This window comes from Streptomyces sp. CNH287 (genome assembly GCF_000424825.1).
This window is the reverse complement of record NZ_AUKQ01000004.1, coordinates 165,157-188,657: the sequence shown is the minus strand read 5'-3', so window position 1 is coordinate 188,657 and position 23,501 is coordinate 165,157. Positions and strand designations below refer to the sequence as shown.

Below are 23,501 nucleotides of genomic sequence, written 5' to 3'. Positions count from 1 at the left end.
ATGCCTGATCTGGTGCGGCTGCTGGACCGGCCGGGCTACACCGCCTTCGACATGTACGCCGCCCGCGGGCCGTAGCTCGCGGGGAGCATCGCCTCGGGCCGCGCGTCGAAGCCGTTCGCGGACCAGAAGCCGCGGCTTCCCGCCACCGCGATCAGTGAGACGCGCTCGTACCCCCGCGCTCGGGCGGTCCGCGTGAGATGGCGCAGCAGCCACCTCGCCAGGCCCTCGCCGCGGTGTTCCGGCGCGACGACGAGATCGTGCAGGTGCAGGTGGGAGGTGCGGAAGACGGTCTCCTCCGGGCGTTGGAGGTCCGGGTAGCGGTACATGGGGTAGGGAAGCGCCAGCAGGTAGCCCGCAGGGCGGCGCGCGGTCTCCAGGACGAAGCAGGTGCCGGGCGAGGAGCGGGCCCGCGACTCGAACGCGGCCCGCTCCTCCGACAGTCCGCTGCCGCCGTACGCGCCGGCCTCCAGCGCCACGACGCCGTCCCAGTCCTGTGCGGCGAGTTGCCGGAGGCGCATACGTGACTCCTTCTACGCGGGGTGTGCCGGGGTCAGGTCCGACAGGTCCGGGCGGATCGACGGCTGCTGGTACCGCAGCCCGTTGCGGGTGCCGCCCGCGCCGTGGACCCAGGTGTAGGGAAGCGGGCTGAACCCGTTGAAGCCCAGCGTCGTGTAGCTCGTGGCGTACGCGCCGCAGGCGAGTATCCAGACCGGGTCGCCCGAGGCGGCTCCCTTGGGCACCCGCACCAGCTCGCGCCCGTGCGGGAAGGTGTCGTCGCTGTCGCAGGTGGGGCCCGCGATCACGGCCGGCACGTACTCCGCGCGGGTGCGGGAGGGGAACACCAGCTGGTACTGGAGCCTGTCGATCTCGTAGAGGCCGTTGAACTTCCCGCAGCTGAGGTAGAGCCAGTACTCGCGCTCTCCGTCCAGCTGCTGCCGCACGGACAACCGGGAGACGTGCGCCCTGATCACGCCGTGGTCGGCGACCAGATAGCGGCCCGGCTCCAGGACGAAGTCCAGGCCGCCCCCGGACAGCCGCCGCAGCTCGCGCATGCCCACCCGGATCGTGTCGAATATCCGGTCCGTCGGCGGGTTCAGCCGCCTGCCGTCACCGTCGACGTAGCCCAGCGCGGGCAGGCCGCCGCCGAGGTTGACGTGGTCGAGGAGGATTCCCCGCTCACGCAGCGCCACCAGTACGTCGGCGAGCCGGGTGAACGCCCGCTGCCACGCCTCGGCCGTCATCTGCTGCGAGCCGACGTGGACGGACAGCCCGGCCGGGCTGAGCCCGGCGGCCCGCGCCGCCTCCAGCAGCCGTACGGCGTCGGCGGCCGAGGCGCCGCACTTGTGGCTGAGGCCCCACAGCGCCCCCTCGCCGTCGGTGGCGAGGCGGCAGAAGACCCGTGCTCCGGGGGCCTGGGCGGCGATCGCCGTCACGTCCTCCAGGCTGTCGGTCGCGAAGTCGCGGACTCCCAGGGCGTGCGCGTCCCTGATGTCCCGGTCGGACTTGATGGTGTTGCCCAGATGGACCCGGCCGACGGGCACCCCGGTGCGGAGCGCCTGCGCGACCTCCTGGGGGCTCGCCGCGTCGAATCCGGCGCCCTTGGCCGCGAGCGCGTCGAGCACCTCGTCCACCGGGCAGGCCTTCATGGCGAACCGTACGTCGACGCCGGGCAACTCGTGCACCAGCGTCTCGTACCGCTGCCCGATCCCGGCCAGGTCGAAGACGATCTGGTCCTCCGAGGCAGCCGCCAGCGCGGCCCGCAGCTCCGCGCTCATCCGGATCACCGCTGGTCCCTCCGGTCCGCCGGTGATGCGGCTGGGGCGAGCGGGGTGTCCCTGCTCGCCTCGAGAAGTGCCCGCCAGGCGTCGATCAGCAGGGCGAAGTCCTCGGTGTCCTGGCGGACTTCGTCCAGCAGCCGCGGGCCCCGCACGTCCAGGCTCTCTGCGAAGTCGGCGTACCGGCCGCCCAGCCGCCGGTAGGCGCGCGCCAGGCGCTCGAGGCGGGTGACGTTCTCCGCCGTGTCCAGCCAGGTGCTCTCGCGGACGAACTCGGCGACGCGCGGCGCGCGGACGCGGTGCCGCTCGTCGAGCAGCGACTCGCCGGCGGCCGCCATGGCGCGGTAGACGGAGTGGAAGTAGAGCATCGACAGGAAGAACTTGGCCAGGCGCACCTGGTAGGCGCGGAAGCCGGGGTCCGTACGCCGTTCCGGGGTGTGGAAGTTCACGATGTGGCGGTTGTGCCAGACCCCGGGCAGGCGGGCGTCGTGCACCAGGTGCAGCAGGAAGTAGTCGCTGCCGATGGTGTCGGTCGCGGGTGGCAGCGGCACGTCCTCGTACACCTGGTGGAAGGCGACGTTGCACATGTCGACGCGCATGGGGTCGACCAGGGTGAGGATCGAGTGGTCCCGGGTGAACACCTCGGTGCCCGCTCCCTTGAAGGACTCCTCGACCAGTTCCCGCTTCTCCGCTTCCGGCAGGTCCTCGGGTGCCCACAGGCTCACGACGTCGTGGTAGACGTCCGGGTCGAGCCGGTGGATCTCCCCGATGTCGACGGAGAGTTCACCCACGAAGGAACTCCCCGCCAATACCACCGGTTTGCACGCGTGTGCGGGATCGAGAGCCGTCTCGGTCACGCCGCCCGCCGCGTCGGCGGCCTTCTTGCCGAGCGAGGCGAGTTCGTGGTGAATGGGGAAGACGGGCTCGCCGGCCAGCACCTGGTAACTGCTGTCCGAATCACGGCGGTGCACCGATCGGCAGCCCAGCGCGGCGGCGAGGAGAAACGCGCGGTTGGTACAGGCGCCGTAGGAGACGCCGGCCGGGAGCATGAGGTCGAGCAGCAGGTCGGGTTTGGTGACCTCGGCGCGCTGGATCACGCGCCGCAGGAATTCTCGCTGTTCGGGTTCGCCGAGGTGGCGCACGAGGACATTCGGTGTGCCGGGCGCCTTGTTCACCACGCGGGCGTGCTCGGCGAAGGAACCCGCATCGGAGGAGTCCAGGACCAGCACGTGGACCTCGACGTCGAAATGCGCCGCCGCGTAGGCCGCTTCGTCGAGGACGGCCGAAAGGGTCGGCACGCAGGGCCTGTTGGTGGGAAGGCTCAGGCAGATCTTGTGCATCCGCTTCTCAGCCCTCGCCTTCGGGTTCTTTTCCGCCCCAGGTGTCGAGTCCCAGGAGTTTCGCGCCCAGGCTGTCCAGTTCGGCGGTCCCGTACCGCAGGGACTCGTGCCGCACCGGGTCGCCGACGAGCGTCTGGTTCCATTCCGGGGTGCTCAGCCGGCGCCAGGAGTCGATCCGGGAGCGCCGCAGTTCGTGGTGGGATTCCAGCGCGGGCATCATGGAGAGGTACTGCACCGCACGCACCCCCTGCTCGGAGGTGTTCGGGGCCACTCCATGCGCCAGCAGGCCGTTCCAGATGAGCAGGTCACCGGCCTTCAGCTCCGGTCGGACGACGGGGTACTCCGCCCGGTCGATCTCGGGCCGCACCGGGTCCCGGTCCGCGGGCTGATGGGCCTTCCACCAGTCGAACCGGCGGAAGAGTTCGGGGCAGCACTGGAAGCCGCCCTGGTCGGGCCGGGTGTCGTTCAGCGCGATGATCCCTTGGACCCGCTGCGGCGGCACGCTCAGAGTGGTGTCGACGTCCCAGTGGAGCCGGATGTCGAATCCCCGCTCGGTGGGGGCGATGAGGGCCCGGTCCCGGTTGCGGATGTTGGGCGGGTTCAGGTTGAGCCGGTCCAGGGTCACCCACAGCTCTTCGCAGTCCCACACGTCGGCGAAGGCGTCGTAGACCCGCTGCGCCTGCCGGCTGTCCCACATCAGCTGGTGGTGGTACGCCTCGACGAATCCGTAGATGTACAGGTCCCGGTCCAGGTCCGAACGGAAACTGCGCTCCGTGTACCAGCTGTCCGGACGGCCCGGGTCGAGGCCCTGGAACTGCCAGGTGAATTCCAGCAGCCGCGCTGCCGCGGCGGCGGGTATCGCCTCTTTCACCACGACGTATCCGTAGGTCTGCCAGAAGTTCCAGTCATCCTCCGAGAGCACGCGGAGTTTCTGTGACTTACGGATGTCCCTTAACGGTGTCGCGGCCAGATAGGTGTCCGCGTCCGAGCTGAAGTACGGGGTTCCCGAAGAGGCACGATGTAAGTATCGGCCGAGCGTCGGCATGCAGTCGCTCCAGAGTTGGTGTTTCGGTGACACAAAGGATGTCGGCGCAGCACGAAGGAGCACCGGGCAAGAGTGCTCTGCTGACCGGCTCGCAAAGAAGAAATGTGTGGCCCCGGATGCCTGCGGCTGAGGCGGCGGGGTCAGTTCGGTGGATTGCTCGTGCGACGGACTCCTCGCGCTCGACACCGCGCACAGGACGGGAACGCACAGGGGACTTATGCTTTCGGCCGCCCGGTATGCAATCCGGCAAGGAGCCACGATTCGCCCCGCACCGGAACCTGCGCTCCACCAAACTGGACTAGACCAACGAAATTGTCAACCCTCGTCAGGAAAAGCTCAATTGAGAGCCCATGCGTTCACCGGAGTACGCATCCCGCTGCCGGGGCGACCCGTGAGTCGCGCGCTCGGCGCGGGTGCCCGGTGCCCGCGCAAACCCACCGCGGCCTGCCGGACACATGAACTCCCGCCTATGTCCGCTTCCCATCCGCGGGCGATGGGAAATCGTCGCCCGGCGCGAATGAACGTGGATTCCGGTGAGTCCGGGTGAGTCCCGCCGTGGCGGGGTGGCGGCGGCTGCGTCTGCGGCATCCCGCGCAGGTGGTCGTCGCGGGTTTCGCCACGGCGGTCGCCCAGTCGCTCGCCGGGTCCCTGACGCACGTCTTCCGCGCGGACTCCACGTCGGGGGCTCCGCCACCCTCTGCCGTCTGACCCGACAGGCGCGGAGAAGACCGCCCGGGATGTACCGGTGTCCACGGGCGGCCAGGGCGGGGCGGACTCCTACCCCTCCCCCCCTTCCTCGTCGTCGCCCTCGAAGAAGTCACCCACTTCGTCGACGGCTTCGGCCGCGACCATGCCGCCCACCACACCGACGGCGAGGCCCGCTGCACCGGCGGCGACGACGGTACCCATGCCCGGACCGGACCGGTGGCCGTGGCCGTCTCCGTGGCCAGCGGCGCCTGGGGAGGTGTGGGCGGCCTGCTTCCCGGCCAGCCGGCGCATCCAGCCGTCGACTTCGGCGTGCCAGTCGAGCTGTCCCACCTCGTGGTGGCCGACGCGGAACAGCGTCAACGCGTCGTGCCCACCGGTGAGGAGACCGCCGCGCTTGTCGGCCTCCAAGACCACGCCCAGCCCTTCCTGATCAGCGAGAAAGCTCACCTCGATCTCGTTGAACCGGTCCGCGTACTGCGGAGCGGGGGCAAGCTCGATCTCCTGGTAGAAGGGCAGTTGCTGCCCGGTGCCCCCGATGTGTCCCAGCTCGAGGTCTGCGGACCTGAAGCCGAATCCGAGCTGCCCCAGGGCTTCGAGGACGGCCTGCTGCGCGGGCAGCGGGCACACGGCCAGAGGGTCGAGGTCGCCCTTGTCCTTCGCGCCCGCAACGGCGAGTTCGGTACGTACTCCCAGCACGATTCCCAGGGACTGCCCATGCAGTTCGGTGACCGGGGTCTCCCATGGCACCGTCACACTGAAGGGCACGCTGAGCAGTTCGTGCGCGGCGAGGCGAAAGTTCCCGCCGACGCTGAACCGGTCGAAGACGACAGCGCCCTCGTCCTCCCCGTCCTCGTGCTCCGCCTCGACGCGGGCCACGAACTGCAAGGCGATGTAGTCGATCGTGAAGTCGCTGTCACCGCCCTTCAGGCGGACCTCACCGCTCAGCGTGCCGCCGGGCATCACCCCGTCGGGGGTCAGCACCGTGTCCACCGTGGGACCGCCCACACCGAGCGAGCCGAGCAACCGCTTGAACACCATCGTGGCGTCCACTCCTTCTGGTCAACGTGTCGTTCCTTCAACCGCCTGCGGGTGTGCCCGTACTGCGTGGCGGAGGACGGAGCCGCCACCGGCGCGGCGAGTATCTCCGGCAGGCCCAGCCAGGCACATCCGGGCCGCCACTCGCATTCTCTACACGCGTGTAGAAGCATAGGGGGGCGGGCTCCGCCCGGATGATATTCCGGGCCACTCATCAGGAAACGGCTGAAAACGCACGGCGGGCCAGCCCCGCACCGCAGGCCGGGGCGGCGCACGCCAGTACCGCATCGAGGGGGTTCAGCGCTCCGAGCCGTCCTGCGCGGCGGCGTCCGACCCCGGCACGGCACGGGCGTTCCCGACGTCCGCCCGGCCTGCCTGATAGGTGGTGTGCGTAGCGGACCCGCCCCCGTCGGCGGGGTGCTCCGATTTCATCGCCTTGGCCTCCTTTTTCAGGATACGGGCCGACTTCCCGGCCGAACGGGCCAGTTCCGGAAGCTTTTTCACCCCCAGCACGATGACGATGACGATCAGAATGACGGCGATCTCACTGATTCCGAACATCGCTGCTGATCTTCTCCCTCGGGCGCACGTGCGGCCTCTTGCGGGTCGACGGAAGCGAGCGTGAATCTACAGCACTGTAGAGGATCGCGGCAGATGGCCACGCCACGAGGATGAGGGCGGCCGGTGACGCCACGGAAGCCCGCGCCCCCCGCCGCTCCCAGGCCGGACCAGGCCACGCGAACGACGAAACGGCGCCCTCGTCAGCGGCTTTCGCCACCGCGCAGGACGCCGTTGCGTCAATACTCCGGAGTGTCCGAGGGGGGACTTGAACCCCCACGCCCTGTAAAGGGCACTAGCACCTCAAGCTAGCGCGTCTGCCATTCCGCCACCCGGACGGGTGATGCCCCACAGTGCTTGCCGTGGCGACGAGGAACACCATACCAAGACTTCGGGGCGGTTCTCATCTGCGTAAAGGCCCGCCGGACGGAGAGTGCACGGCGTCCGGCCGCGCTCACCCTGCGTGGCTGTCCGCAGGTCGGCGGCGGGCGGGGGTCGGCGTCCCCGCACCCGCCGCCGGTGCCGCCCGCGGTCCCCCTCGGACCACGGACGACGTCTTCACGGCGCGGCGTGCGCGCCGGATGCTCAGGCCTCCCCACCGCCTCCGAAGGCGGCGTCGAAGGAGCCGGCGGGCGGGTCGTAGTCGTACGCCTTCAGCCGGCGCAGCGCCTCCGGCGCGCCCTGGAGCCGGTCCATCCCGGCATCCTCCCACTCCACCGAGACGGGGCCGTCGTAGCCGATGGAGTGCAGCATCCGGAAGACGTCCTCCCACGCCACGTCGCCGTGTCCGGCCGAGACGAAGTCCCAGCCGCGGCGCGGGTCGCCCCAGGGCAGGTGGGAGCCCAGCCGGCCGTTGCGCCCGTCCAGCCGCCGCCGGGCCTCCTTGCAGTCGACGTGGTAGATCCGGTCGCGGTAGTCGTAGAGGAACCCGGCCGGGTCCAGGTCCTGCCACACGAAGTGGCTCGGGTCGAAGTTCAGCCCGAACGCGGGCCGGTGGCCGATCGCCTCCAGTGCGCGGTGCGTCGTCCAGTAGTCGTACGCGATCTCGCTGGGGTGCACCTCGTGGGCGAAGCGCACGCCCTCCGCGTCGAAGACGTCCAGGATCGGGTTCCAGCGGTCGGCGAAGTCCGCGTACCCGCGGTCGATCATGTGCGGGGGTACGGGCGGGAACATGGCGACCAGGTGCCAGATCGAGGAGCCGGTGAAGCCGACGACCGTACGCACCCCGAAGGCCGCCGCCGCACGGGCGGTGTCCGCCATCTCCTGCGCCGCGCGCCGACGTACGCCCTCCGGCTCCCCGTCGCCCCAGATGCGGGCGGGCAGGATGGCCTGGTGGCGTTCGTCGATCGGGTCGTCGCAGACCGCCTGACCCACCAGGTGGTTGGAGACGGCCCAGCAGCGCAGCCCGTACCGCTCCAGCAGGCGGTGGCGGCCCTCCAGGTAACCGGGCTCGTTCAGCGCCCTGTCGACCTCGAAGTGATCGCCCCAGCAGGCCAGTTCGAGGCCGTCGTAGCCGAAGTCGCGGGCGTGGCGGCAGACCTCCTCCAGCGGCAGGTCCGCCCACTGCCCCGTGAAGAGCGTGAAGGATCGCGGCATCGTGCAACTCCTCTGTTTCGTGCTTCAGTCCGTGGGGACGGCGGTGTAGACGGAGTTCTTCGCGGCGCTCTCCTCGATCGCCGCCAGCACCCGCTGGACCTGGAGGCCGTCCTCGAAGTCCGGGCGCGGGCCCGCGCCGTCGGCGACGGCGTGCACCAGGTCGCGCGCCTGGTGCACGAAGGTGTGCTCGTAGCCCAGCCCGTGGCCCGGCGGCCACCACGCCTCCAGGTAGGGGTGGGCGAGCTCGGTGACCAGGATGCGGCGGAAGCCCGCCTCGGCCACGTCCAGCGTCTCGTCGTGGAAGGACAGCTCGTTGAGCCGCTCCAGGTCGAAGGAGAGCGAGCCCAGGGTGCCGTTCAGCTCGACGCACAGCGCGTTCTTACGGCCCGCCGCGACCCGGCTGACCTCGATGGAGGCGAGCGCGCCGGAGGTGAGGCGGCCATGGAGAAGGGCCGCGTCGTCGACCGTGACCGCGCCCCTGGCCGCGCGCCTCGCCCCGCTCCCTGCGCTCTGCCGCACCCCGTCCTCGCTGCCGGTGCGGCCCGGGGGCAGCGGCCGTTCGGCGACGAACGTCGCGGTCTGCGCGGACACGCCCGCCAGCGGCTCGCCGCTCAGGTGCTGGGCGAGGTCGACAGCGTGTGCGCCCAGGTCGCCCAGCGCGCCCGAACCGGCCAGCTCCCGGCGCAGCCGCCAGGTCAGCGGGAAGTCCGGGTCCACCAGCCAGTCCTGGAGGTAGGTCACCCGTACGTGCCGCAGGGTGCCCAGCCGGCCGTCGGCGACCATGCGGCGGGCCAGCGCGAGGGCGGGCACCCGGCGGTAGTTGAAGCCGACCATGGCCAGCCGCCCCCGCCGCCGGGCGGCCCGGGCGGCCTCCGCCATCGCCTCGGCCTCGGCGACCGAGTTGGCCAGCGGCTTCTCGCACAGCACGTGCTTGCCCGCGGCCAGCGCGGCGATGGCGATCTCGGCGTGGCTGTCGCCCGGGGTGCAGATGTCGACCAGGTCGACGTCGTCGCGCGCGATCAGCGCCCGCCAGTCCGTCTCGCTGGCCGCCCACCCCAGCCGCGTGGCCGCCGCCCGTACGCCCTCCGGATCGCGACCGCACACGGCGCTCAGGACGGGGCTCAGCGGCAGGTCGAAGACCCTGCCCGCGGTGCGCCAGCCCTGCGAGTGCGCGGCGCCCATGAAGGCATAGCCGATCATGCCCACGCCCAGGGTGGGCGCGGAGGTGTCGTACGGCATGTAGCTCCTCCCGGTCGGGACGTGTCGGTCAGCTGAAGCCGCTGGGCAGGTACTCGTCGACGTTCTCCTTGGTGACCACGGCGGAGTAGAGGGTCAGCGAGGCCGGGATCTCCAGCGACGCCAGGCCGCTCACCCCCTTGCCCTGCCCGAGCGCGCGGGCCAGGTCGACGGCCGAGGCCGCCATGGTGGGGGGATACAGGACGGTGGCCTTCATGACGGTGTCGTCCGCCTTGATGGCGTCCATGACGTGCTTGGAGCCGGCGCCGCCGACCATGATGAACTCGTCGCGCCTGGCCTGCTTGATGGCCCGTTCGGCGCCGACGCCCTGGTCGTCGTCGTGGTTCCACAGCGCGTCGAAGGAGGATTCGGCCTGGAGCAGTTCGGCCATCTTGGCCTGCCCCGACTCGACGGTGAACTCGGCCGACTGGCGAGCCACCTTCTTGATGTTCGGGTAGTTCTTGAGGGCGTCGTCGAAGCCCTGGGTCCGCTGCCCGGTCAGCTCCAGGCTGTCCGTCCCGGCCAGTTCGACGACCTTGGCGCCCTTCTTGCCCTTGAGCTGCTCGCCGATGTAGTGCCCGGCGTTGAGGCCCATGCCGTAGTTGTCGCCGCCGACGTAGCAGCGGTAGGCCTGGGGCGAGTTGAAGATCCGGTCGAGGTTGATGACGGGGATGCCCGCGCGCATCGCCTTGAGCCCGGCCCGGGTCAGCGCCTTGCCGTCGGCGGGCAGGATGATCAGGACGTCGACCTTCTTGTTGATCAGCGTGTCGATCTGGCCGAGCTGCTGGGCGGTGTCGTTGGAGCCCTCGGTGGTCACCAGGGTGACGTCCTCGTACTCCTCCGCGCGCTCCTTGCCCTGCGCGTTGATGGCGTTGAGCCAGCCGTGGTCGGCCTGCGGGCCCGCGAAGCCGATGGTGACCTTCTTGCCCGGCTTGTCGTCCGTGGTGTTCGCGGCCTGCTTGTCCTCACCGTCCGCGTCGTCGTTGCTCTCGTTGCTGGTGCACCCGGTGGCGAACAGGGCGCCCGCCGCGGCGGTGCCGAAGATCAGTCCCCTGCGGGAGGAGAGCAGCGGGCCGACCGGGGTCTTCGCGATCTTTCTCATGCTGTCTTACGACCCTTCTGGATCAGTACGGCGGCGACGATGATGGCGCCCTTGGCGATCTCCTGGACGGCGCTCTCCAGGTTGTTGAGAGCGAAGAGGTTGGTGATGGTGGTGAAGATGAGGACACCGAGCACGGAGCCGGTGATGGTGCCCCGGCCGCCGCTGAGCAGCGTGCCGCCGATGATCGCGGCGGCGATGGCGTCGAGTTCGTAGAGGTTGCCGTTGCTGTTCTGGCCGGAGCCGGTCAGGACGATCAGCATGAACGCGGCGATGCCGCAGCACAGGCCGGAGAGCAGGTACAGCAGCAGCCGCTGGCGCTTGACTGCGATGCCGGCCAGCCGTGACGCCTCGGGGTTGCCGCCGACGGCGACGGTGCGGCGGCCGAAGGTGGTGCGGTTGAGCACGAGCCAGCCGATCACGCCGACGGCCGCGAAGATCATCACCAGCGGCGGGACGCCGAGCACGTACGCGTCCGGAAGGCCCAGGTCGAGCACCGCGTCCACGGTGACCATCTGCGTCTTGCCGTCGCTCATCTGCTCCGCGAGTCCGCGGGCGGAGGCGAGCATCGCCAGGGTGGCGATGAAGGGGACCATCGGCCCGTACGCGATGAGCAGGCCGTTGACCAGCCCGCAGCCCAGGCCGACGAGCAGGGCGCACCCCAGGATGCCGATCAGCCCGTACTCCTGAGTGGCCACGGTGGTGGCCCACACCGAGGCGAGCGCGACGACGGCGCCGACGGAGAGGTCGATGCCGCCGCCGATGATCACGAAGGTGACGCCGACGGTGACCACGCCGATGACCGAGGCCTGAGTGAGGATGAGCTGGAGGTTGTCGGTGCTCAGGAACTCGGCCGGCTTGGTCAGTCCGCCGACCAGCGTGAGGATGGCGAGTACGGCGATCAGGGAGACGTGGCCCAGGTCGAGGCGGCCGAGCGCCAGCCTCCGCCGGGACCTGACCGGTGGCTCCGGGGTGGTCTTCTGCCCACTGGCCGTGGTGCTCAGCACGTCGGGGTTCCTTCCATGACGAGGTCGAGGACCCGGTGCTCGTCCAGCTCCGGGGCGGGGGCCGTGTGGACGATCCGTCCCTCGCGGATCACCAGCACCCGGTCGGCGAGGCCGAGGACCTCGGGCACTTCGCTGGAGACCATCAGGACGGCGACGCCCTCGTCGGCGAGGCGGCGGATCACGGCGTACAGCTCGGCGCGGGCGCCGACGTCGACGCCCCGGGTGGGCTCGTCCAGCAGCAGCACCCGGCACCGGCGCAGCAGCCAGCGGGCCAGCACCACCTTCTGCTGGTTGCCGCCGGAGAGGGTGCGCACCGGGCGGTCCGGGTCGCCGGGGCTCAGCGACAGGTCGCGGGTGCCGCTGCGGGCGGCGGCGCGCTCGCCCCTGCGGTCCAGCCAGCCGCCGGTGGAGAAGCGCGGCAGCGAGGAGAGGGAGACGTTGCGGGTGACCGACTCCAGCATCAGCAGGGCCTGCGCCTTGCGCTCCTCGGGGGCCAGCCCGATACCGGCGCGAACGGCGGCCGGCACCGAACCGGGGCGCAGCGGCTCGCCGTTCACCACTATCCGGCCCTGGGTGGGGCGCCGGGCGCCCGCGAGGGTCTCCAGGATCTCGGAGCGGCCGGAGCCCACGAGCCCGGCCAGCCCGACGATCTCGCCGGCGTGCAGCTCCAGGTCGAGGGGAGCGAACTCGCCCTCGCGGCTGAGCCCTTCGGCGCGCAGTACGGGCGGCGGCGGGGCCGGGCCTCGCCCGGTGCCCGTCGCGGCGGCGTCCGCGTCCGCGCCTTCGGACGGGACCGGGGGCGGGGGCGTACGGCGTTCGGGGAAGACGTACTCGATGTCCCGCCCGGTCATCAGCGCGACGACCTCGCGCGTGTCGGTCGTCCGGGCGGGCAGGCCGCGCGCGGCGACCCGGCCGTCCTTGAGGACCGAGACGCGGTCGCCGATCCGGCGGATCTCCTCCAGCCGGTGGGAGATGTAGACGACGGCGACGCCGCCTGCGGTCAGGTCCCCGACGATCCGGAAGAGGTTGTCCACCTCGTCCGGGTCGAGCGCGGCCGAGGGCTCGTCCATCACGATGAGCCGGACCTCGTGGGAGAGGGCGCGTGCCATGGAGGCGATCTGCTGCCCGGCGGCGGGCAGCGTGCCCACCAGCGTGCCCGGGTCGATCTCGCCGTGGCCCAGCCGGCTGAGCAGTGCGGCGGTACGGGCGCGGGCCTCGCGGGGGCGGATGAAGCCCCGGGTGGCGACCTCGTGGCCGAGGAAGACGTTCTCGGTCACCGACAGGTGCTCCACCAGGTCGAGTTCCTGGTAGATGGTGGCGATGCCGAGGCGCATGGCGGCCACCGGGCCGGTGAGCCGGACCTTCGCCCCCTGCCAGGTGATCTCGCCCTCGTCGGGCTGGTGCGCGCCGGCGAGGACCTTGATCAGGGTGGACTTCCCGGCACCGTTCTGGCCGAGGAGGGCGTGCACCTCGCCCTCCTCGACGTCGAGGTCCACGCCGTCGAGCGCGCGTACGCCGGGGAAGGACTTGGTGATGCCGGACATGGTGAGCAGTGGTGCCATGGCGAAGCCTCCGTGCATACGGGCAGGGGGGAGCCGTAAGGGGGGTGCGAGGGGTGCGGGCGGGCAGCGGTGCTGCGGTGCCGGGGTTGCTGCGGTGCGCTGAACAGGGGCGACCGGCGCACCGCGGGGTGCGGGGGTCCTCGGGGGGTGCGGCTTCGGCGTGCGGTCCCGGCGCTCAGGCCGGGGAGAAGAGATGGTCGGTGATGAGGCGGGTCGCGCCGGTCACCCCGGCGGCCTGGCCCAGTTCACCGAGCACGATGGGAAGGTTTCCGGTGGCCAGGGGCAGCGACCGGCGGTAGACCTGCGTCCGGATGCTGGCGAGCAGCGTGTGGCCCAGGCCGGTCACGCCGCCGCTGATCACCACCAGTCCGGGGTTGAAGAAGCTGACGAGTCCGGCGATGACCTGTCCGGTGCACGCGCCGCCCTCGCGGATCAGGTCGAGCGAGGTGCTGTCACCCGCCGCCGCGGCGGCGGCGACGTCGGCGGCGGTCAGGCGCCCGGACCGCTCCAGCCTGCTGGAGAGTTCGGGTGAACGTCCGTCACGGGCGGCCGACTCGGCGTCGCGGGCGAGTGCCGCACCGCTGAAGGTCGCCTCCAGGCAGCCCCGGTTCCCGCAGGCGCACCGGCGTCCGTCGGGGTCGACCTGGATGTGCCCGATGTCCCCGGCGCTGCCGGACGTGCCCCGGTGGACCTCGCCGCCGACCACGATGCCGCAGCCGATGCCCGTGCCGATCTTCACGCAGAAGAAGTCCCGCACGGAGCGGGCCACTCCCGCGTGCTGCTCGCCCAGGGCCACCAGGTTCACGTCGTTGTCCACCATGACCGGGCAGCCCAGCTCCTGGCTGAGCGCCTCCCGTACGGGGAAGCCGTCCCAGCCGGGCATGATCGGGGGTGCGACCGGTACGCCCTCGGGGAAGCGGACCGGACCGGGCACTCCGATGCCCGCGCCGTCGAAGCCCTCTGCGAGACCGGAGTCGCGCAGCTTCCCGGCCATCGTCAGGACCTGCTCGAAGACCGCCACCGGTCCCTCGCGCACGTCCATCGGCTGGGTCAGATGGCCCAGGATCTCCAACTCGGCGTTGGTGACCGCCACGTCGACCGAGGTCGCGCCGATGTCGATACCGAGGAAGCGGAGCCCTGGGGAGAGCCGGATGTTGTGCGACCGCCGTCCGCCCCGGGAGGCGGCGAGCCCGTCGGCCACCACCAGACCGGTCTCCAGCAGCCGGTCCACCTCGACGGCGAGCTTCGACCGCGAGAGGTCGACCTCGTCGCCCAGCCGGGCACGGGAGTTGGGCCCGCCGTCACGCAGCAGCCGGAGCAGCCGCGCCTGATGTGCGTTCGCGGGCCGAGCTGTCATTCGCCTCACTTCACCCCTCCCTCCCCTGACCGCCGGCACGGGGACACCGGTCCCGGCGCCGGCTCCCGGTGCGTGGAGCCCAGGCCGGGAATTCACGAGGAACGTAGCAGCGGCGGGCACGGCTGGGAAGAAGTCGTGCAGGAATCCTTCGAACTTTCTCCAGTGTCAGGACAAAGGGGCGGGCGCCAACCTCCCTCACGTACGGCCGTGCTTCTCCTGCGCCTCGCCCAGCGTCGGCGCGTCGGGCATCCAGTCGGCCCGTACGACCCGGAAGCCCGCCGCCCGGTACGCGTCGCACACCAACTGGTCGTCGTCGACGACCACCGCGACCGTGCGCTCGCCCGCGAGCCGCTCCAGCAGCCGCAGCTTGGTGACACGGGCGGGCCGCCGGTCGTCGGCACCGCGCATCCACAGGTCGCCGGTCGGCAGCCCCTGCTCGGCCAGCCACCGCACGGTGGCGCGGCGGCAGCGCTCCGGGCGGCCGGTGACGTAGCCCAGATCGCAGGTCCGCGCCCACTCCAGCGCCAGCGCCACGCCCGCCTCCAGCGGCGGGTCGGCGGCGGCCTCGCGGAAGAAGGCGTTCCAGTCGCGGGGCGAGGAACGCACGTGGTGGAGGCGGTGGCGGGTGTCGGACAGCGTGCCGTCCAGGTCGAACACCGCCAGGGGGCGCGCTCGCGTCATCCGCCCGTCCTCACCCCGCGCCCGCGCACGGCTCCCGCGGCGCCACGGCGGCACCGCACCCGCGGCCAGCGTATAAGGGCTGTCCCGTAATTCCTGGTGGATGAGGGAGCGGCGGCATGCGGCTCGCGGCGTACGCGAGAATGGACCGGCCAACGCACCAGCCGACGCACGAGCCAGCCAGGAGTGAACGCCGATGGGCCGTGTCACCACGCGCCGCCCGGTCATCCGCGTACGGGACGGCGCCGTCACCGAGCGCCCCGACACCCTCGTCGCCGAGGAGCCGCTGGAGATCCGGCTGAACGGCAGCCCGCTGGCCATCACCATGCGCACCCCGGGCGACGACTTCGCGCTCGCGGCCGGCTTCCTGGTCAGCGAGGGCGTGGTCGGCGCCGCGGCGGAGGTCGCGCGCATCGCGTACTGCGCGGGCAACACCCCGGACGGCGCCAACGCGTACAACGTCGTGGACGTGCGGCTGGCCCCGGGCGTGGCCGTACCGGACATCAGTCTGGAGCGCCACGTCTACACCACCTCCTCGTGCGGGCTGTGCGGCAAGGCGAGCCTGGACGCCGTACGGACGCGCACCCGCTGGCCGTTGGAGGCCGCCGGCGCCGGGCCGGGCCCGCTCACCCCCGAGGTCCTGAGCGAACTGCCCACCAGGCTGCGCCGGGAGCAGCGGGTCTTCGAGCGCACCGGCGGCCTGCACGCGGCGGCGCTGTTCACCGGCGCCGGCGAACTGCTGGACGTACGGGAGGACGTCGGCCGCCACAACGCCGTCGACAAGCTGGTCGGCCGCGCCCTCCAGCAGGGCCGCCTGCCGCTCGGGGACACCGTGCTGCTCGTCTCCGGGCGGGCCTCCTTCGAGCTGGCGCAGAAGGCGGTGATGGCCGGGATTCCGGTGCTGGCCGCCGTCTCCGCGCCCTCCTCCCTCGCCGTCGACCTGGCGCACGAGGCCGGTCTGACGCTCGTCGGCTTCCTGCGGGGCGCCTCCATGAACGTCTACGCGGGCGCGCACCGCATCGACCTCGGCGGCCTGGACGGCGGCGCCGCTCCCACGGCCTGAGCGCCGCACCGCGGGCGCCGCCGGGGAGGTTCCGTGCAGGAATCACGGGCGCTGTGCAACGACCGGGTAGGCGCCTTCCGAAGTGACCGCAATTGCCCTACCGGCCAGTACCGAACGTCTCCCCCCGCCGCCTCCCATCCGATACGGTCGCGGCACTGTGCCCCGCATGACGGCGCCGCGCACCGCGGCACCACGCACACCGGAGCGTCACCATTGCACGAGTTCACCGTCCCCGCCGAGGCGACGGCGCCCCAGGCAGGCGGGCTGGCGGACGCCGTGTTCGAGCACGCCGCCACGGACCCGGGCCGCCCCGCCCTCGCCCGCAAGGACGCGGCGGGAGTCTGGCGGGAGGTCACCGCGGGCGCCTTCCGGGATGAGGTGCTCGCGCTGGCCAAGGGCCTGCTCGCCGAGGGGGTCCGCTTCGGCGACCGGGTGGCCCTGATGTCCCGCACCCGCTACGAGTGGACGCTGTTCGACTTCGCCCTCTGGACGATCGGCGCCCAGCCGGTGCCGGTCTACCCGACGTCCTCGGCCGAGCAGGTGTACTGGATGCTGCACGACGCCGACGTCTCCGCCGCCGTCGTGGAGCACGAGGACCACGCGATGACGGTCGGCTCCGTCATCGGCCGGCTGCCCTCGCTCAAACGGCTCTGGCAGCTGGACGCGCGCGCCGAGACGGAGCTGACGGCGGCGGGCGCCCACCTGGACGACGAGGTGGTGCACCGCCACCGGCGCGCCCTGACCCCCGACACGGTGGCCACCGTGATCTACACCTCCGGCACCACCGGCCGCCCCAAGGGCTGTGTCCTCACGCACGCCAACTTCATGGCGGAGACCGACAACATCGTCCGCCGCTACGAGCCGGTCTTCCGCTCCAAGCCGGACGACCAGGCCTCCACGCTGCTCTTCCTGCCCCTCTCCCACGTCTTCGGCCGCATGGTCCAGGTCGCGGCGATCCGCGGCGGGGTCCGGCTGGGCCACCAGCCGCAGCTCACCTCGGCCGCGCTCCTGCCGGATCTGGCCTCCTTCCGGCCCAGCTTCGTCCTCGCCGTGCCCTACGTGTTCGAGAAGATCTTCGCCTCCGCGCGCCGCAGGGCGGAGGTGGACGGGAAGCTGGCGCCGTTCGACAAGGCGGTGGAGACCGCGGTGCGGTACGCGGAGGCGTCCGAGCGCCGGGCGTTCGGCGAGGGCCCCGGCCCGGCCGCGGGACTGCGGATGCGCCATCAGATGTTCGACAAGCTGGTCTACGGCAGGCTGCGGGAGGCGATGGGCGGGCGCTGCCGGCACGCGATGTCCGGCGGCAGCGCGATGGAGCGGCGGCTCGGGTTGTTCTTCGACGGCGCGGGCATCCGGGTGTTCGAGGGGTACGGGCTGACGGAGTCGACGGCGGCGGCCACCGCCAATCCCCCCGAGCAGACACGTTTCGGCACCGTCGGCCGCCCGGTGCCCGGCACCACGGTGCGCATCGCCGAGGACGGTGAGGTGTGGCTGCGCGGCGGCCAGGTCTTCCAGGGATACCTCAACAACCCGCGCGCCACCGCGGAAGCGCTCCGCGAGGGCTGGCTGGCGACCGGTGACCTCGGTGCCCTGGACGAGGACGGCTATCTGACGATCACCGGCCGCAAGAAGGAGGTGCTGGTGACCTCCAGCGGCAAGACGCTCTCGCCCGCCGCGCTGGAGGAGCGGGTACGGGCGCACGCGCTGGTGGCGCAGTGCCTCGTGGTGGGCAACGACCGGCCGTACGTCTCGGCGCTGGTGACCCTGGACCCGGAGGCTGTGCGGCACTGGCTGGGGACGCGGGGGAAGCCGGGGATGGGCGCCGCCGACCTGGTGCGGGACCCGGATCTGGAGACCGAGATCCGGCGTGCCGTGGTGTCGGCGAACACCCAGGTCTCCCAGGCCGAGTCCATCCGCACCTTCCGGATACTGGCCGCGCCGTTCACCGAGGAGCACGGGCTGCTGACGCCGTCCCTCAAGCTGAAGCGGAAGGCCATCGAGCAGGCGTACGGCGTGGAGATCCAGGCGCTCTACCACGCCTGAGCCCGCGCCGCGCCTCGCGATGCGGGCCGGCCGGCCGTACGCCCGGCGGGACGCCCGGCCGGAATCAATCGCCCGCCGTGTTCGTTCGGGCCCTGGAGAGAGCACCATCCCCGATCAGCAGGTGAGGAACGATCCCCGTGAGCCATGCCCCCGCCCTCACGCTCAACAACGGCGTCAGCATGCCGCAGCTCGGCTTCGGCGTCTGGCAGGTGCCCGACGACGAGGCGGCGCACGCCGTGGGCCTCGCGCTGGAGGCCGGATACCGCAGCATCGACACGGCTGCGGTGTACGCCAACGAGAAGGGCACCGGCGCGGCCATCGCGGCGTCCGGGCTGCCGCGCGAGGAGGTGTTCGTGACGACCAAGCTGTGGAACAGCGCGTCCGAGACCTGGACGCGCGACGGAGTGCTGCGCGAGATGGACGCCTCGCTCGCCCGCCTCGGGCTCGACCAGGTGGACCTGTACCTCATCCACTGGCCGCGGCCGATGCGCGACGACTACGTGACGATCTGGCGCGCCTTCGGCGAGCTGCTCGAGACGGGCCGCACCCGGGCGATCGGCGTCTCGAACTTCAAGCCCGAGCATCTGCACCGAGTGATCGAGGACTCGGGGACCGTCCCGGCGGTCAACCAGATCGAGCTGCACCCGCGCCTCCAGCAGCCGGTGCCGCGCGCCTTCCACGCGGACCACGGCATCCTCACCGAGGCGTGGTCCCCGCTCGGCCAGGGCGGTGACATCCTGCGGGAGCCGGCGATCGTCGCGCTCGCCGAGAAGCACGGACGGACGGCGGCCCAGGTCATCCTGCGCTGGCACCTCCAGCTGGGCAACGTCGTCATCCCCAAGTCCGTCACCCCGGCCCGGATCAAGGAGAACGCCGACGTGTTCGGCTTCGAGCTGGACGCCGCCGACCTGGCGGCCGTCGCGGCCCTGGACACCGGCACCCGGCTGGGCGCGGACCCGGACGACGCCGACTTCTGAGCCCGCCCGTGGCCCGCTCCCGCGCGAAGGGCGGAATCCGGACCAATCCGCAGTGCCTCCGGCGACGAACCACCGTTGTCCCCGTGTGCGGGCCGCGTGCCCGCCCGCTCCCGTCCCGGAGGAACGTATGAGAGTTACCGACGCCCACCCCCCGCCGTACCGCGCACGTCGTGCGGCGGCCGTCGGCGGGGGACGCCCATGAGGCAGTCCGCCCGCCTGGCCGGTCCGCAGGAGCCCGGCCCCGACCTGCGGGAGCTGCTCGGCCAGGTGGCCCGCGGTGACCAGGAGGCGTTCACCGCGGTCTACGACGTCGTCGCGGGCCCGGTACTGGGCCTGGTCCGCAGCGTCCTGCGGGACCCGGCCCAGTCCGAGGAGGTCACCCAGGAGGTGCTCGTGGAGGTGTGGCGGTGCGCGGCGCGCTTCCGTCCGGAGCGCGGCAGCGCCATGTCCTGGGTGCTCACTCTGGCGCACCACCGTGCGGTGGACAGGGTCCGCTCCGCCCAGTCCGCGGCCGACCGCGAGCACCGGGCGGCGATGCTGTCGCAGACCCCCGCGTTCGACGAGGTCACCGAGCAGGTGGAGGCCAGGCTGGAGCGGGAGCAGGTACGGCGCTGCATGCGCACGCTGACCGAGGTGCAGCGCCAGTCCGTGACCCTTGCCTACTACCGCGGACTCACCTACCGGGAGGTGGCCGAACTGCTGGCGACGCCTCTGGGCACGGTCAAGACCCGGCTGCGCGACGGTCTGATCCGGCTGCGCGACTGCCTGGGGGTGAGCGCGTGACCGCCCCCGACCTGCACACGCTCACGGGTGCCTACAGCGTGCACGCGCTGCCCGCCGCGGAGCGGGCCGAGTTCGAACGGCACCTGGAGGTCTGCCCGCCCTGTGCCCAGGAGGTCCGCGAGCTGACGGCCACCGCCGAGCGGCTGGGACTCGCCGTCACCACGACACCGCCGGCCGGGCTCCGGGAGGCGGTGCTGCGGGAGATCGCCAGCGTCCGGCAGGAGCCGCCCCGGCTGCCGCGCACGGAGCGCTCCGGCGGTGGCTGGGGCCGGTCCGCCCGCGCCCTGCGGCACTTCGGGCTGGCGGCGGCGCTGGCCGCGGCGGCGGCGCTGGGCGGGGTCGCCGTGTGGCAGTACCAGGCCGCCGAGGACGCCCGGCAGCAGGCGGAGCGCGCCGAGGCGCGGGCCGGGTCGCTGGCCTCGGTGCTGGCGGCACCGGACGCGAAGGTGACCGCGAGTGCGCTGCCGGACGGCGGCACGGCCTCGGTAGTGGTCTCCCGCGAACGGGACCGGGCGGCCTTCTTCGCCTCTGACCTGCCCAGCCCGCCGAGCGGGAAGGTCTACCAGCTGTGGTTCAGCGACGGGGACACGATGCGCCCGGCGGGGCTCCTGGACGCCTCGGCGGCCGACGACACGGTGCTCATGGACGGCTCGGTCGCCGGTGCCTCCGGGATGGGCCTCACGGTCGAGCCCGCGGGGGGTTCGCCCCGGCCGACGTCCGAGCCGCTGGCCCAGATGGCGTTCCCGGACGCCTGAGCCCCGCCCGTCCCGCCCGGCCCCGCGTTACACGGCGAGGCGGGGCGGGGCGGGCGGGTCCGCGTCAGTCCCGGCCCTTCCGCGGCGGCAGCGGTACGAACCCGCTGGTGCGCGCCGCGTACTCGGCATAGCCGGGCCGCTGGGCGAGGTGCCGCTCCAGCAGCGCCTTGCCGCTGCCTCCGATCAGCAGGTAGCTCATCAGCAGCGGCGCCGCCACCGACACCGCCGCCACCGGCCGGCTGCCGGCGGCGACCAGGAACAGGCCCCACCACACGCAGAAGTCGCCGAAGTAGTTCGGATGCCGGGTGTAGCGCCACACCCCCTCGTCCATGATCCCGTGCCGCGCGGGATCGTCCTTGAAGCGGGCGAGCTGGAAGTCGCCGGTGGCCTCGAAGAACAGGCCGACCGCCCACAGCAGCACTCCGGCGACGGCCACCGCGCCCAGCGGGCCGCCGCCGTACATGCCCGCCTGCACAGGTGCGGAGATGAACCAGACAAGCGCCGCCTGGAGCAGGTAGACCTTGGCCAGCACCCGCAGGGGCCGCGGGTCGGGGCCGAGCATCCGGGCGTAGCGCGGGTCCTCGCCCTTGCCCCGGGAGCGCCAGGTGATGTGTGCCGCCAGCCGGAGCCCCCAGAGCACGGTCAGCACCAGCAGGAGCAGCCGCCGGCCGTCGTCTCCGTGCCCTGTCGAGAGCCCGTAGGAGGCGGCGGCCACGGCGGCGAAGGCGGTGCCCCAGGCGGCGTCGACGACGCGGTGCGTGCCCTTGGCGAAGCCGCGTGCCGCGAACAGCAGCATGACCGCGAGGGACACCGCGGCGGTCACGGCGAGGCCGCCGGCGAAGGCGGCCCAGTGGAAGCCGTTCATCCCGCCTCCTCCGGCTTGGTCAGCAGCAGTTGCCGGACGTCGAGGTAGCCGGAGCGAAAGCCCGCCTCGGAGTAGGCCAGGTAGAAGGTCCACATGCGCAGGAAGGTCTCGTCGAAGCCGAGTGCGCGCACGGCGGGTGCCCGTGCGGTGAAGCCCTCGCGCCACAGCCGGAGCGTCTCCGCGTAGTGGGGGGCGAACGCCTCGGAGCGCTCGAGGCGCAGGGAGGTGTGGTCCGCCGCGGTCCGGGACATCGCCCGGAGGGAGGGCAGCATGCCGCCGGGGAAGATGTACTTCTGTATCCAGGTGTGGGTGCCGACGGTGGCGAGCAGCCTGTCGTGCGGCATGGTGATCGCCTGGAGCGCGGCGCGTCCGCCGGGGCGCAGCCGCCGGTCGAGCGTGCGGAAGAAGTCGGGCCAGAACTCCGCGCCGACCGCCTCGATCATCTCCACGCTCACCACCGCGTCGTAGCGCCCGGTCAGCTCCCGGTAGTCGCGCAGCAGCAGTTCCACCCGGCCGGACTGCCCGGCGCCGTGCACGCGCTCCCTGGCGGCGGCCAGCTGTTCACGCGAGAGCGTGGCCGACACGACATGCGCGCCGCGCCCGGCCGCCCGTACGGCCAGTTCGCCCCAACCGGTGCCGATCTCCAGCAGCCGGGTGCCGGGCCCGACCCGGGCCAGGTCCAGCATCCGGTCGATCTTGCGGTGCTGGGCGGCGGCCAGGTGCGCGGGTTGGGCGGGGAAGCTCTGGAAGAGCGCCGAGGAGTAGGACATGGTCGGGTCGAGGAAGAGCGCGAACAGGTCGTTGGACAGGTCGTAGTGCCGGTGGATGTTGTCGCGGGAGCCTTCCGGGGTGTTGCGGTGCGGACCGGGCTGGCGTCGTGCCCACACCGCCCGCAGCCGCTGGGCGGACGGCGGCACCAGTGTGCGGACGTTCTCGGCCAGTACGGTCAGCACCCCGACCAGGTCGGGGGCCTCCCACTCCCCCGCCAGGTACGACTCGCCGAAGCCGATCAGTCCGTCCGCGCCGATCCGGCGGTGGAAGGCGTCCGGCTCGTGCAGGAGCAGCAGCGGGCCGCCCCGGCCCAGCCGCGTTCCGTCCGGCAGCTCCGCCCGCAGCGGGAGCCGGGCCAGCGCGCGGCGGACGAGCCGGGCGGCGATGGCGGTGCGCGGCCACGCGGCACGTGGCCGCGCGGCCACGTCCGGCCAGCGGCGCGGGTCGGGCCCCTCGCCGGGTGCGGCCGCTGGTGCGGCGTCGGGCGCGTCGGGCGGACCGGCGTGCGGTTCGGTGGCGGCGGTCACTCCATTCCCTCCTGGGATCGGTGCGAGGTGCGGGGCTCGACGGGCAGCCCCCGCAGGTAGAGCCGGATGCCGTGGGCGCGGATGCCGGCCGAGACGGCGAGGGTGGACCAGCCGTGCCGCAGGAGCGCGCGCAGCAGCGCGGCGCCGGTGGCCGGGCGGCGGTGGCCGCGTACGGTCGCGGTGAAGGGGCGGTGGCCGTCCCGTTCCAGTTGAACCGTCAGGTCCAGCCCCTCGCCGGGTTCGGGCAGCCGCATCCGGTAGGCGCCGTCGACGGGGAAGTAGGGGGAGACGTAGAGGGCCTTGGGGACGCGGGCGGTGCCGTGCTCGTCGGTGGCCAGCAGGTAGCAGTGCCGCTGCCCGTAGGTGTTGTGCACCTCGGCCACCACGGACTGGAGGGTGCCGTCGGCGCGGTGGCACCAGTAGAGCGTCAGCGGGTTGAAGACGTGCCCCAGCACCCGGGCGTGGGCGAGCATCAGCACCGGGCCGTCCGGGGGCCCCGCGCCGACGGCGGCGAGGAACCTGTCCAGGCCGGTGCGGATGTCCCGCGCGGTGCCGCCGAAGTGGTCACGGGGATCGAAGCGGGCGAACGGGCGCAGCGGCGGCGGCAGCCTCGGCAGGCGGTCGAGATCGACGAGCCAGAGGAAGGTGCGGTGCCGGAACGCGTACCGCAGGGGGCTGACGCGGGTGTGCGCCACCGTGCACTCGTAGAGGGCGGGAGTCACCG

At 72.3% G+C, this 23,501-nt stretch carries 21 protein-coding genes and 1 tRNA gene; 5 read left to right on the top strand and 17 right to left on the bottom strand.

All coding sequences use genetic code 11. The annotated features are described in order from the left end of the window. Positions 1-35: 35 nt before the first annotated feature. The 14 genes from H299_RS0103765 to H299_RS0103695 all read right to left on the bottom strand — a co-directional run bounded on the left by H299_RS0103765 (position 36) and on the right by H299_RS0103695 (position 14,999). Positions 36-518: a GNAT family N-acetyltransferase gene (locus H299_RS0103765; protein ID WP_027747320.1), complete on the bottom strand. Its 483-nt coding sequence runs from the start codon at positions 516-518 to the stop codon at positions 36-38. 12 nt (positions 519-530) lie between these two features. Continuing rightward, on the bottom strand, positions 531-1,775 hold the full coding sequence (locus H299_RS32005) for a type III PLP-dependent enzyme (RefSeq protein WP_078512494.1): 1,245 nt from the start codon (positions 1,773-1,775) through the stop codon (positions 531-533). Positions 1,776-1,780: 5 nt separating this feature from the next. Next, positions 1,781-3,115: a DUF6271 family protein gene (locus H299_RS0103755; protein ID WP_027747319.1), complete on the bottom strand. Its 1,335-nt coding sequence runs from the start codon at positions 3,113-3,115 to the stop codon at positions 1,781-1,783. A gap of 7 nt (positions 3,116-3,122) precedes the next feature. Next, positions 3,123-4,160 carry a phytanoyl-CoA dioxygenase family protein gene (locus H299_RS0103750; RefSeq protein ID WP_027747318.1) on the bottom strand — a complete coding sequence of 346 codons (1,038 nt, stop codon included), beginning with the start codon at positions 4,158-4,160 and terminating at the stop codon, positions 3,123-3,125. Between the two features lie 777 nt (positions 4,161-4,937). Further along, positions 4,938-5,906, bottom strand: a complete 969-nt coding sequence (locus H299_RS0103740; RefSeq protein WP_027747317.1) for a sporulation protein — start codon at positions 5,904-5,906, stop codon at positions 4,938-4,940. Between the two features lie 294 nt (positions 5,907-6,200). After that, entirely contained in the window at positions 6,201-6,464 is a 264-nt protein-coding gene (locus H299_RS32000; protein WP_037757670.1) for a twin-arginine translocase TatA/TatE family subunit, read from the bottom strand. Between the two features lie 250 nt (positions 6,465-6,714). Continuing rightward, positions 6,715-6,799: transfer RNA gene (locus tag H299_RS0103730), tRNA-Leu, on the bottom strand. Positions 6,800-7,046: 247 nt separating this feature from the next. Then, complete coding sequence (locus H299_RS0103725) at positions 7,047-8,057, bottom strand: sugar phosphate isomerase/epimerase family protein (protein WP_027747316.1); 1,011 nt, start codon at positions 8,055-8,057, stop codon at positions 7,047-7,049. Between the two features lie 24 nt (positions 8,058-8,081). Next, positions 8,082-9,296, bottom strand: coding sequence for a Gfo/Idh/MocA family protein (locus H299_RS0103720; protein WP_027747315.1), 1,215 nt, complete (start codon positions 9,294-9,296; stop codon positions 8,082-8,084). A 28-nt stretch (positions 9,297-9,324) separates the two neighbouring features. Continuing rightward, entirely contained in the window at positions 9,325-10,395 is a 1,071-nt protein-coding gene (locus H299_RS0103715) for a substrate-binding domain-containing protein (RefSeq protein ID WP_051262099.1), read from the bottom strand. Then, the gene (locus H299_RS0103710) at positions 10,392-11,333 is read right to left on the bottom strand and encodes an ABC transporter permease (RefSeq protein WP_486587166.1); all 942 of its coding nucleotides are present in this window, start codon (positions 11,331-11,333) and stop codon (positions 10,392-10,394) included. Before H299_RS0103710 ends, H299_RS0103715 begins: the two co-directional genes overlap by 4 nt. Before the next feature lie 59 nt (positions 11,334-11,392). Then, positions 11,393-12,961 carry a sugar ABC transporter ATP-binding protein gene (locus H299_RS0103705; protein ID WP_027747312.1) on the bottom strand — a complete coding sequence of 523 codons (1,569 nt, stop codon included), beginning with the start codon at positions 12,959-12,961 and terminating at the stop codon, positions 11,393-11,395. A gap of 175 nt (positions 12,962-13,136) precedes the next feature. Then, complete coding sequence (locus H299_RS0103700) at positions 13,137-14,318, bottom strand: ROK family transcriptional regulator (RefSeq protein ID WP_027747311.1); 1,182 nt, start codon at positions 14,316-14,318, stop codon at positions 13,137-13,139. A gap of 195 nt (positions 14,319-14,513) precedes the next feature. Next, the gene (locus H299_RS0103695; protein WP_027747310.1) at positions 14,514-14,999 is read right to left on the bottom strand and encodes a phosphatase domain-containing protein; all 486 of its coding nucleotides are present in this window, start codon (positions 14,997-14,999) and stop codon (positions 14,514-14,516) included. 193 nt (positions 15,000-15,192) lie between these two features. On the opposite strand from H299_RS0103695, the gene fdhD reads away from it, so the two are divergent. The 5 genes from fdhD to H299_RS0103670 all read left to right on the top strand — a co-directional run bounded on the left by fdhD (position 15,193) and on the right by H299_RS0103670 (position 20,614). Continuing rightward, positions 15,193-16,059 (top strand): formate dehydrogenase accessory sulfurtransferase FdhD, encoded by an 867-nt coding sequence (gene fdhD / locus H299_RS0103690; RefSeq protein WP_027747309.1) that lies wholly within the window; start codon positions 15,193-15,195, stop codon positions 16,057-16,059. 213 nt (positions 16,060-16,272) lie between these two features. Continuing rightward, on the top strand, positions 16,273-18,099 hold the full coding sequence (locus H299_RS0103685) for a long-chain fatty acid--CoA ligase (RefSeq protein WP_027747308.1): 1,827 nt from the start codon (positions 16,273-16,275) through the stop codon (positions 18,097-18,099). Between the two features lie 137 nt (positions 18,100-18,236). Beyond that, positions 18,237-19,076 (top strand): aldo/keto reductase, encoded by an 840-nt coding sequence (locus tag H299_RS0103680; RefSeq protein WP_027747307.1) that lies wholly within the window; start codon positions 18,237-18,239, stop codon positions 19,074-19,076. A gap of 198 nt (positions 19,077-19,274) precedes the next feature. Further along, positions 19,275-19,859: a sigma-70 family RNA polymerase sigma factor gene (locus H299_RS0103675; protein WP_027747306.1), complete on the top strand. Its 585-nt coding sequence runs from the start codon at positions 19,275-19,277 to the stop codon at positions 19,857-19,859. Continuing rightward, entirely contained in the window at positions 19,856-20,614 is a 759-nt protein-coding gene (locus tag H299_RS0103670; RefSeq protein ID WP_027747305.1) for an anti-sigma factor, read from the top strand. Before H299_RS0103675 ends, H299_RS0103670 begins: the two co-directional genes overlap by 4 nt. Before the next feature lie 64 nt (positions 20,615-20,678). Here H299_RS0103670 and H299_RS0103665 read toward each other — a convergent pair whose 3' ends face one another. The 3 genes from H299_RS0103665 to H299_RS0103655 are packed head-to-tail and all read right to left on the bottom strand — an operon-like array spanning position 20,679 to position 23,499. Then, positions 20,679-21,479, bottom strand: a complete 801-nt coding sequence (locus H299_RS0103665) for a DUF1295 domain-containing protein (RefSeq protein ID WP_027747304.1) — start codon at positions 21,477-21,479, stop codon at positions 20,679-20,681. Further along, positions 21,476-22,777 carry an SAM-dependent methyltransferase gene (locus H299_RS0103660; protein WP_027747303.1) on the bottom strand — a complete coding sequence of 434 codons (1,302 nt, stop codon included), beginning with the start codon at positions 22,775-22,777 and terminating at the stop codon, positions 21,476-21,478. Before H299_RS0103660 ends, H299_RS0103665 begins: the two co-directional genes overlap by 4 nt. Beyond that, a complete protein-coding gene (locus H299_RS0103655; protein ID WP_027747302.1) occupies positions 22,774-23,499 on the bottom strand; it encodes a DUF1365 domain-containing protein in 726 nt (241 codons plus the stop codon). Before H299_RS0103655 ends, H299_RS0103660 begins: the two co-directional genes overlap by 4 nt. Positions 23,500-23,501: the final 2 nt, after the last annotated feature.

Bases quoted from the DNA above. Each gene is read 5' to 3' on its own strand.
- H299_RS0103765 (WP_027747320.1), bottom strand. From the start codon at position 518: ATGCGCCTCCGGCAACTCGCCGCACAGGACTGGGACGGCGTCGTGGCG.
- H299_RS32005 (WP_078512494.1), bottom strand. From the start codon at position 1,775: ATGAGCGCGGAGCTGCGGGCCGCGCTGGCGGCTGCCTCGGAGGACCAG.
- H299_RS0103755 (WP_027747319.1), bottom strand. From the start codon at position 3,115: ATGCACAAGATCTGCCTGAGCCTTCCCACCAACAGGCCCTGCGTGCCG.
- H299_RS0103750 (WP_027747318.1), bottom strand. From the start codon at position 4,160: ATGCCGACGCTCGGCCGATACTTACATCGTGCCTCTTCGGGAACCCCG.
- H299_RS0103740 (WP_027747317.1), bottom strand. From the start codon at position 5,906: ATGGTGTTCAAGCGGTTGCTCGGCTCGCTCGGTGTGGGCGGTCCCACG.
- H299_RS32000 (WP_037757670.1), bottom strand. From the start codon at position 6,464: ATGTTCGGAATCAGTGAGATCGCCGTCATTCTGATCGTCATCGTCATC.
- H299_RS0103725 (WP_027747316.1), bottom strand. From the start codon at position 8,057: ATGCCGCGATCCTTCACGCTCTTCACGGGGCAGTGGGCGGACCTGCCG.
- H299_RS0103720 (WP_027747315.1), bottom strand. From the start codon at position 9,296: ATGCCGTACGACACCTCCGCGCCCACCCTGGGCGTGGGCATGATCGGC.
- H299_RS0103715 (WP_051262099.1), bottom strand. From the start codon at position 10,395: ATGAGAAAGATCGCGAAGACCCCGGTCGGCCCGCTGCTCTCCTCCCGC.
- H299_RS0103705 (WP_027747312.1), bottom strand. From the start codon at position 12,961: ATGGCACCACTGCTCACCATGTCCGGCATCACCAAGTCCTTCCCCGGC.
- H299_RS0103700 (WP_027747311.1), bottom strand. From the start codon at position 14,318: ATGACAGCTCGGCCCGCGAACGCACATCAGGCGCGGCTGCTCCGGCTG.
- H299_RS0103695 (WP_027747310.1), bottom strand. From the start codon at position 14,999: ATGACGCGAGCGCGCCCCCTGGCGGTGTTCGACCTGGACGGCACGCTG.
- fdhD (WP_027747309.1), top strand. From the start codon at position 15,193: ATGGGCCGTGTCACCACGCGCCGCCCGGTCATCCGCGTACGGGACGGC.
- H299_RS0103675 (WP_027747306.1), top strand. From the start codon at position 19,275: ATGAGGCAGTCCGCCCGCCTGGCCGGTCCGCAGGAGCCCGGCCCCGAC.
- H299_RS0103665 (WP_027747304.1), bottom strand. From the start codon at position 21,479: ATGAACGGCTTCCACTGGGCCGCCTTCGCCGGCGGCCTCGCCGTGACC.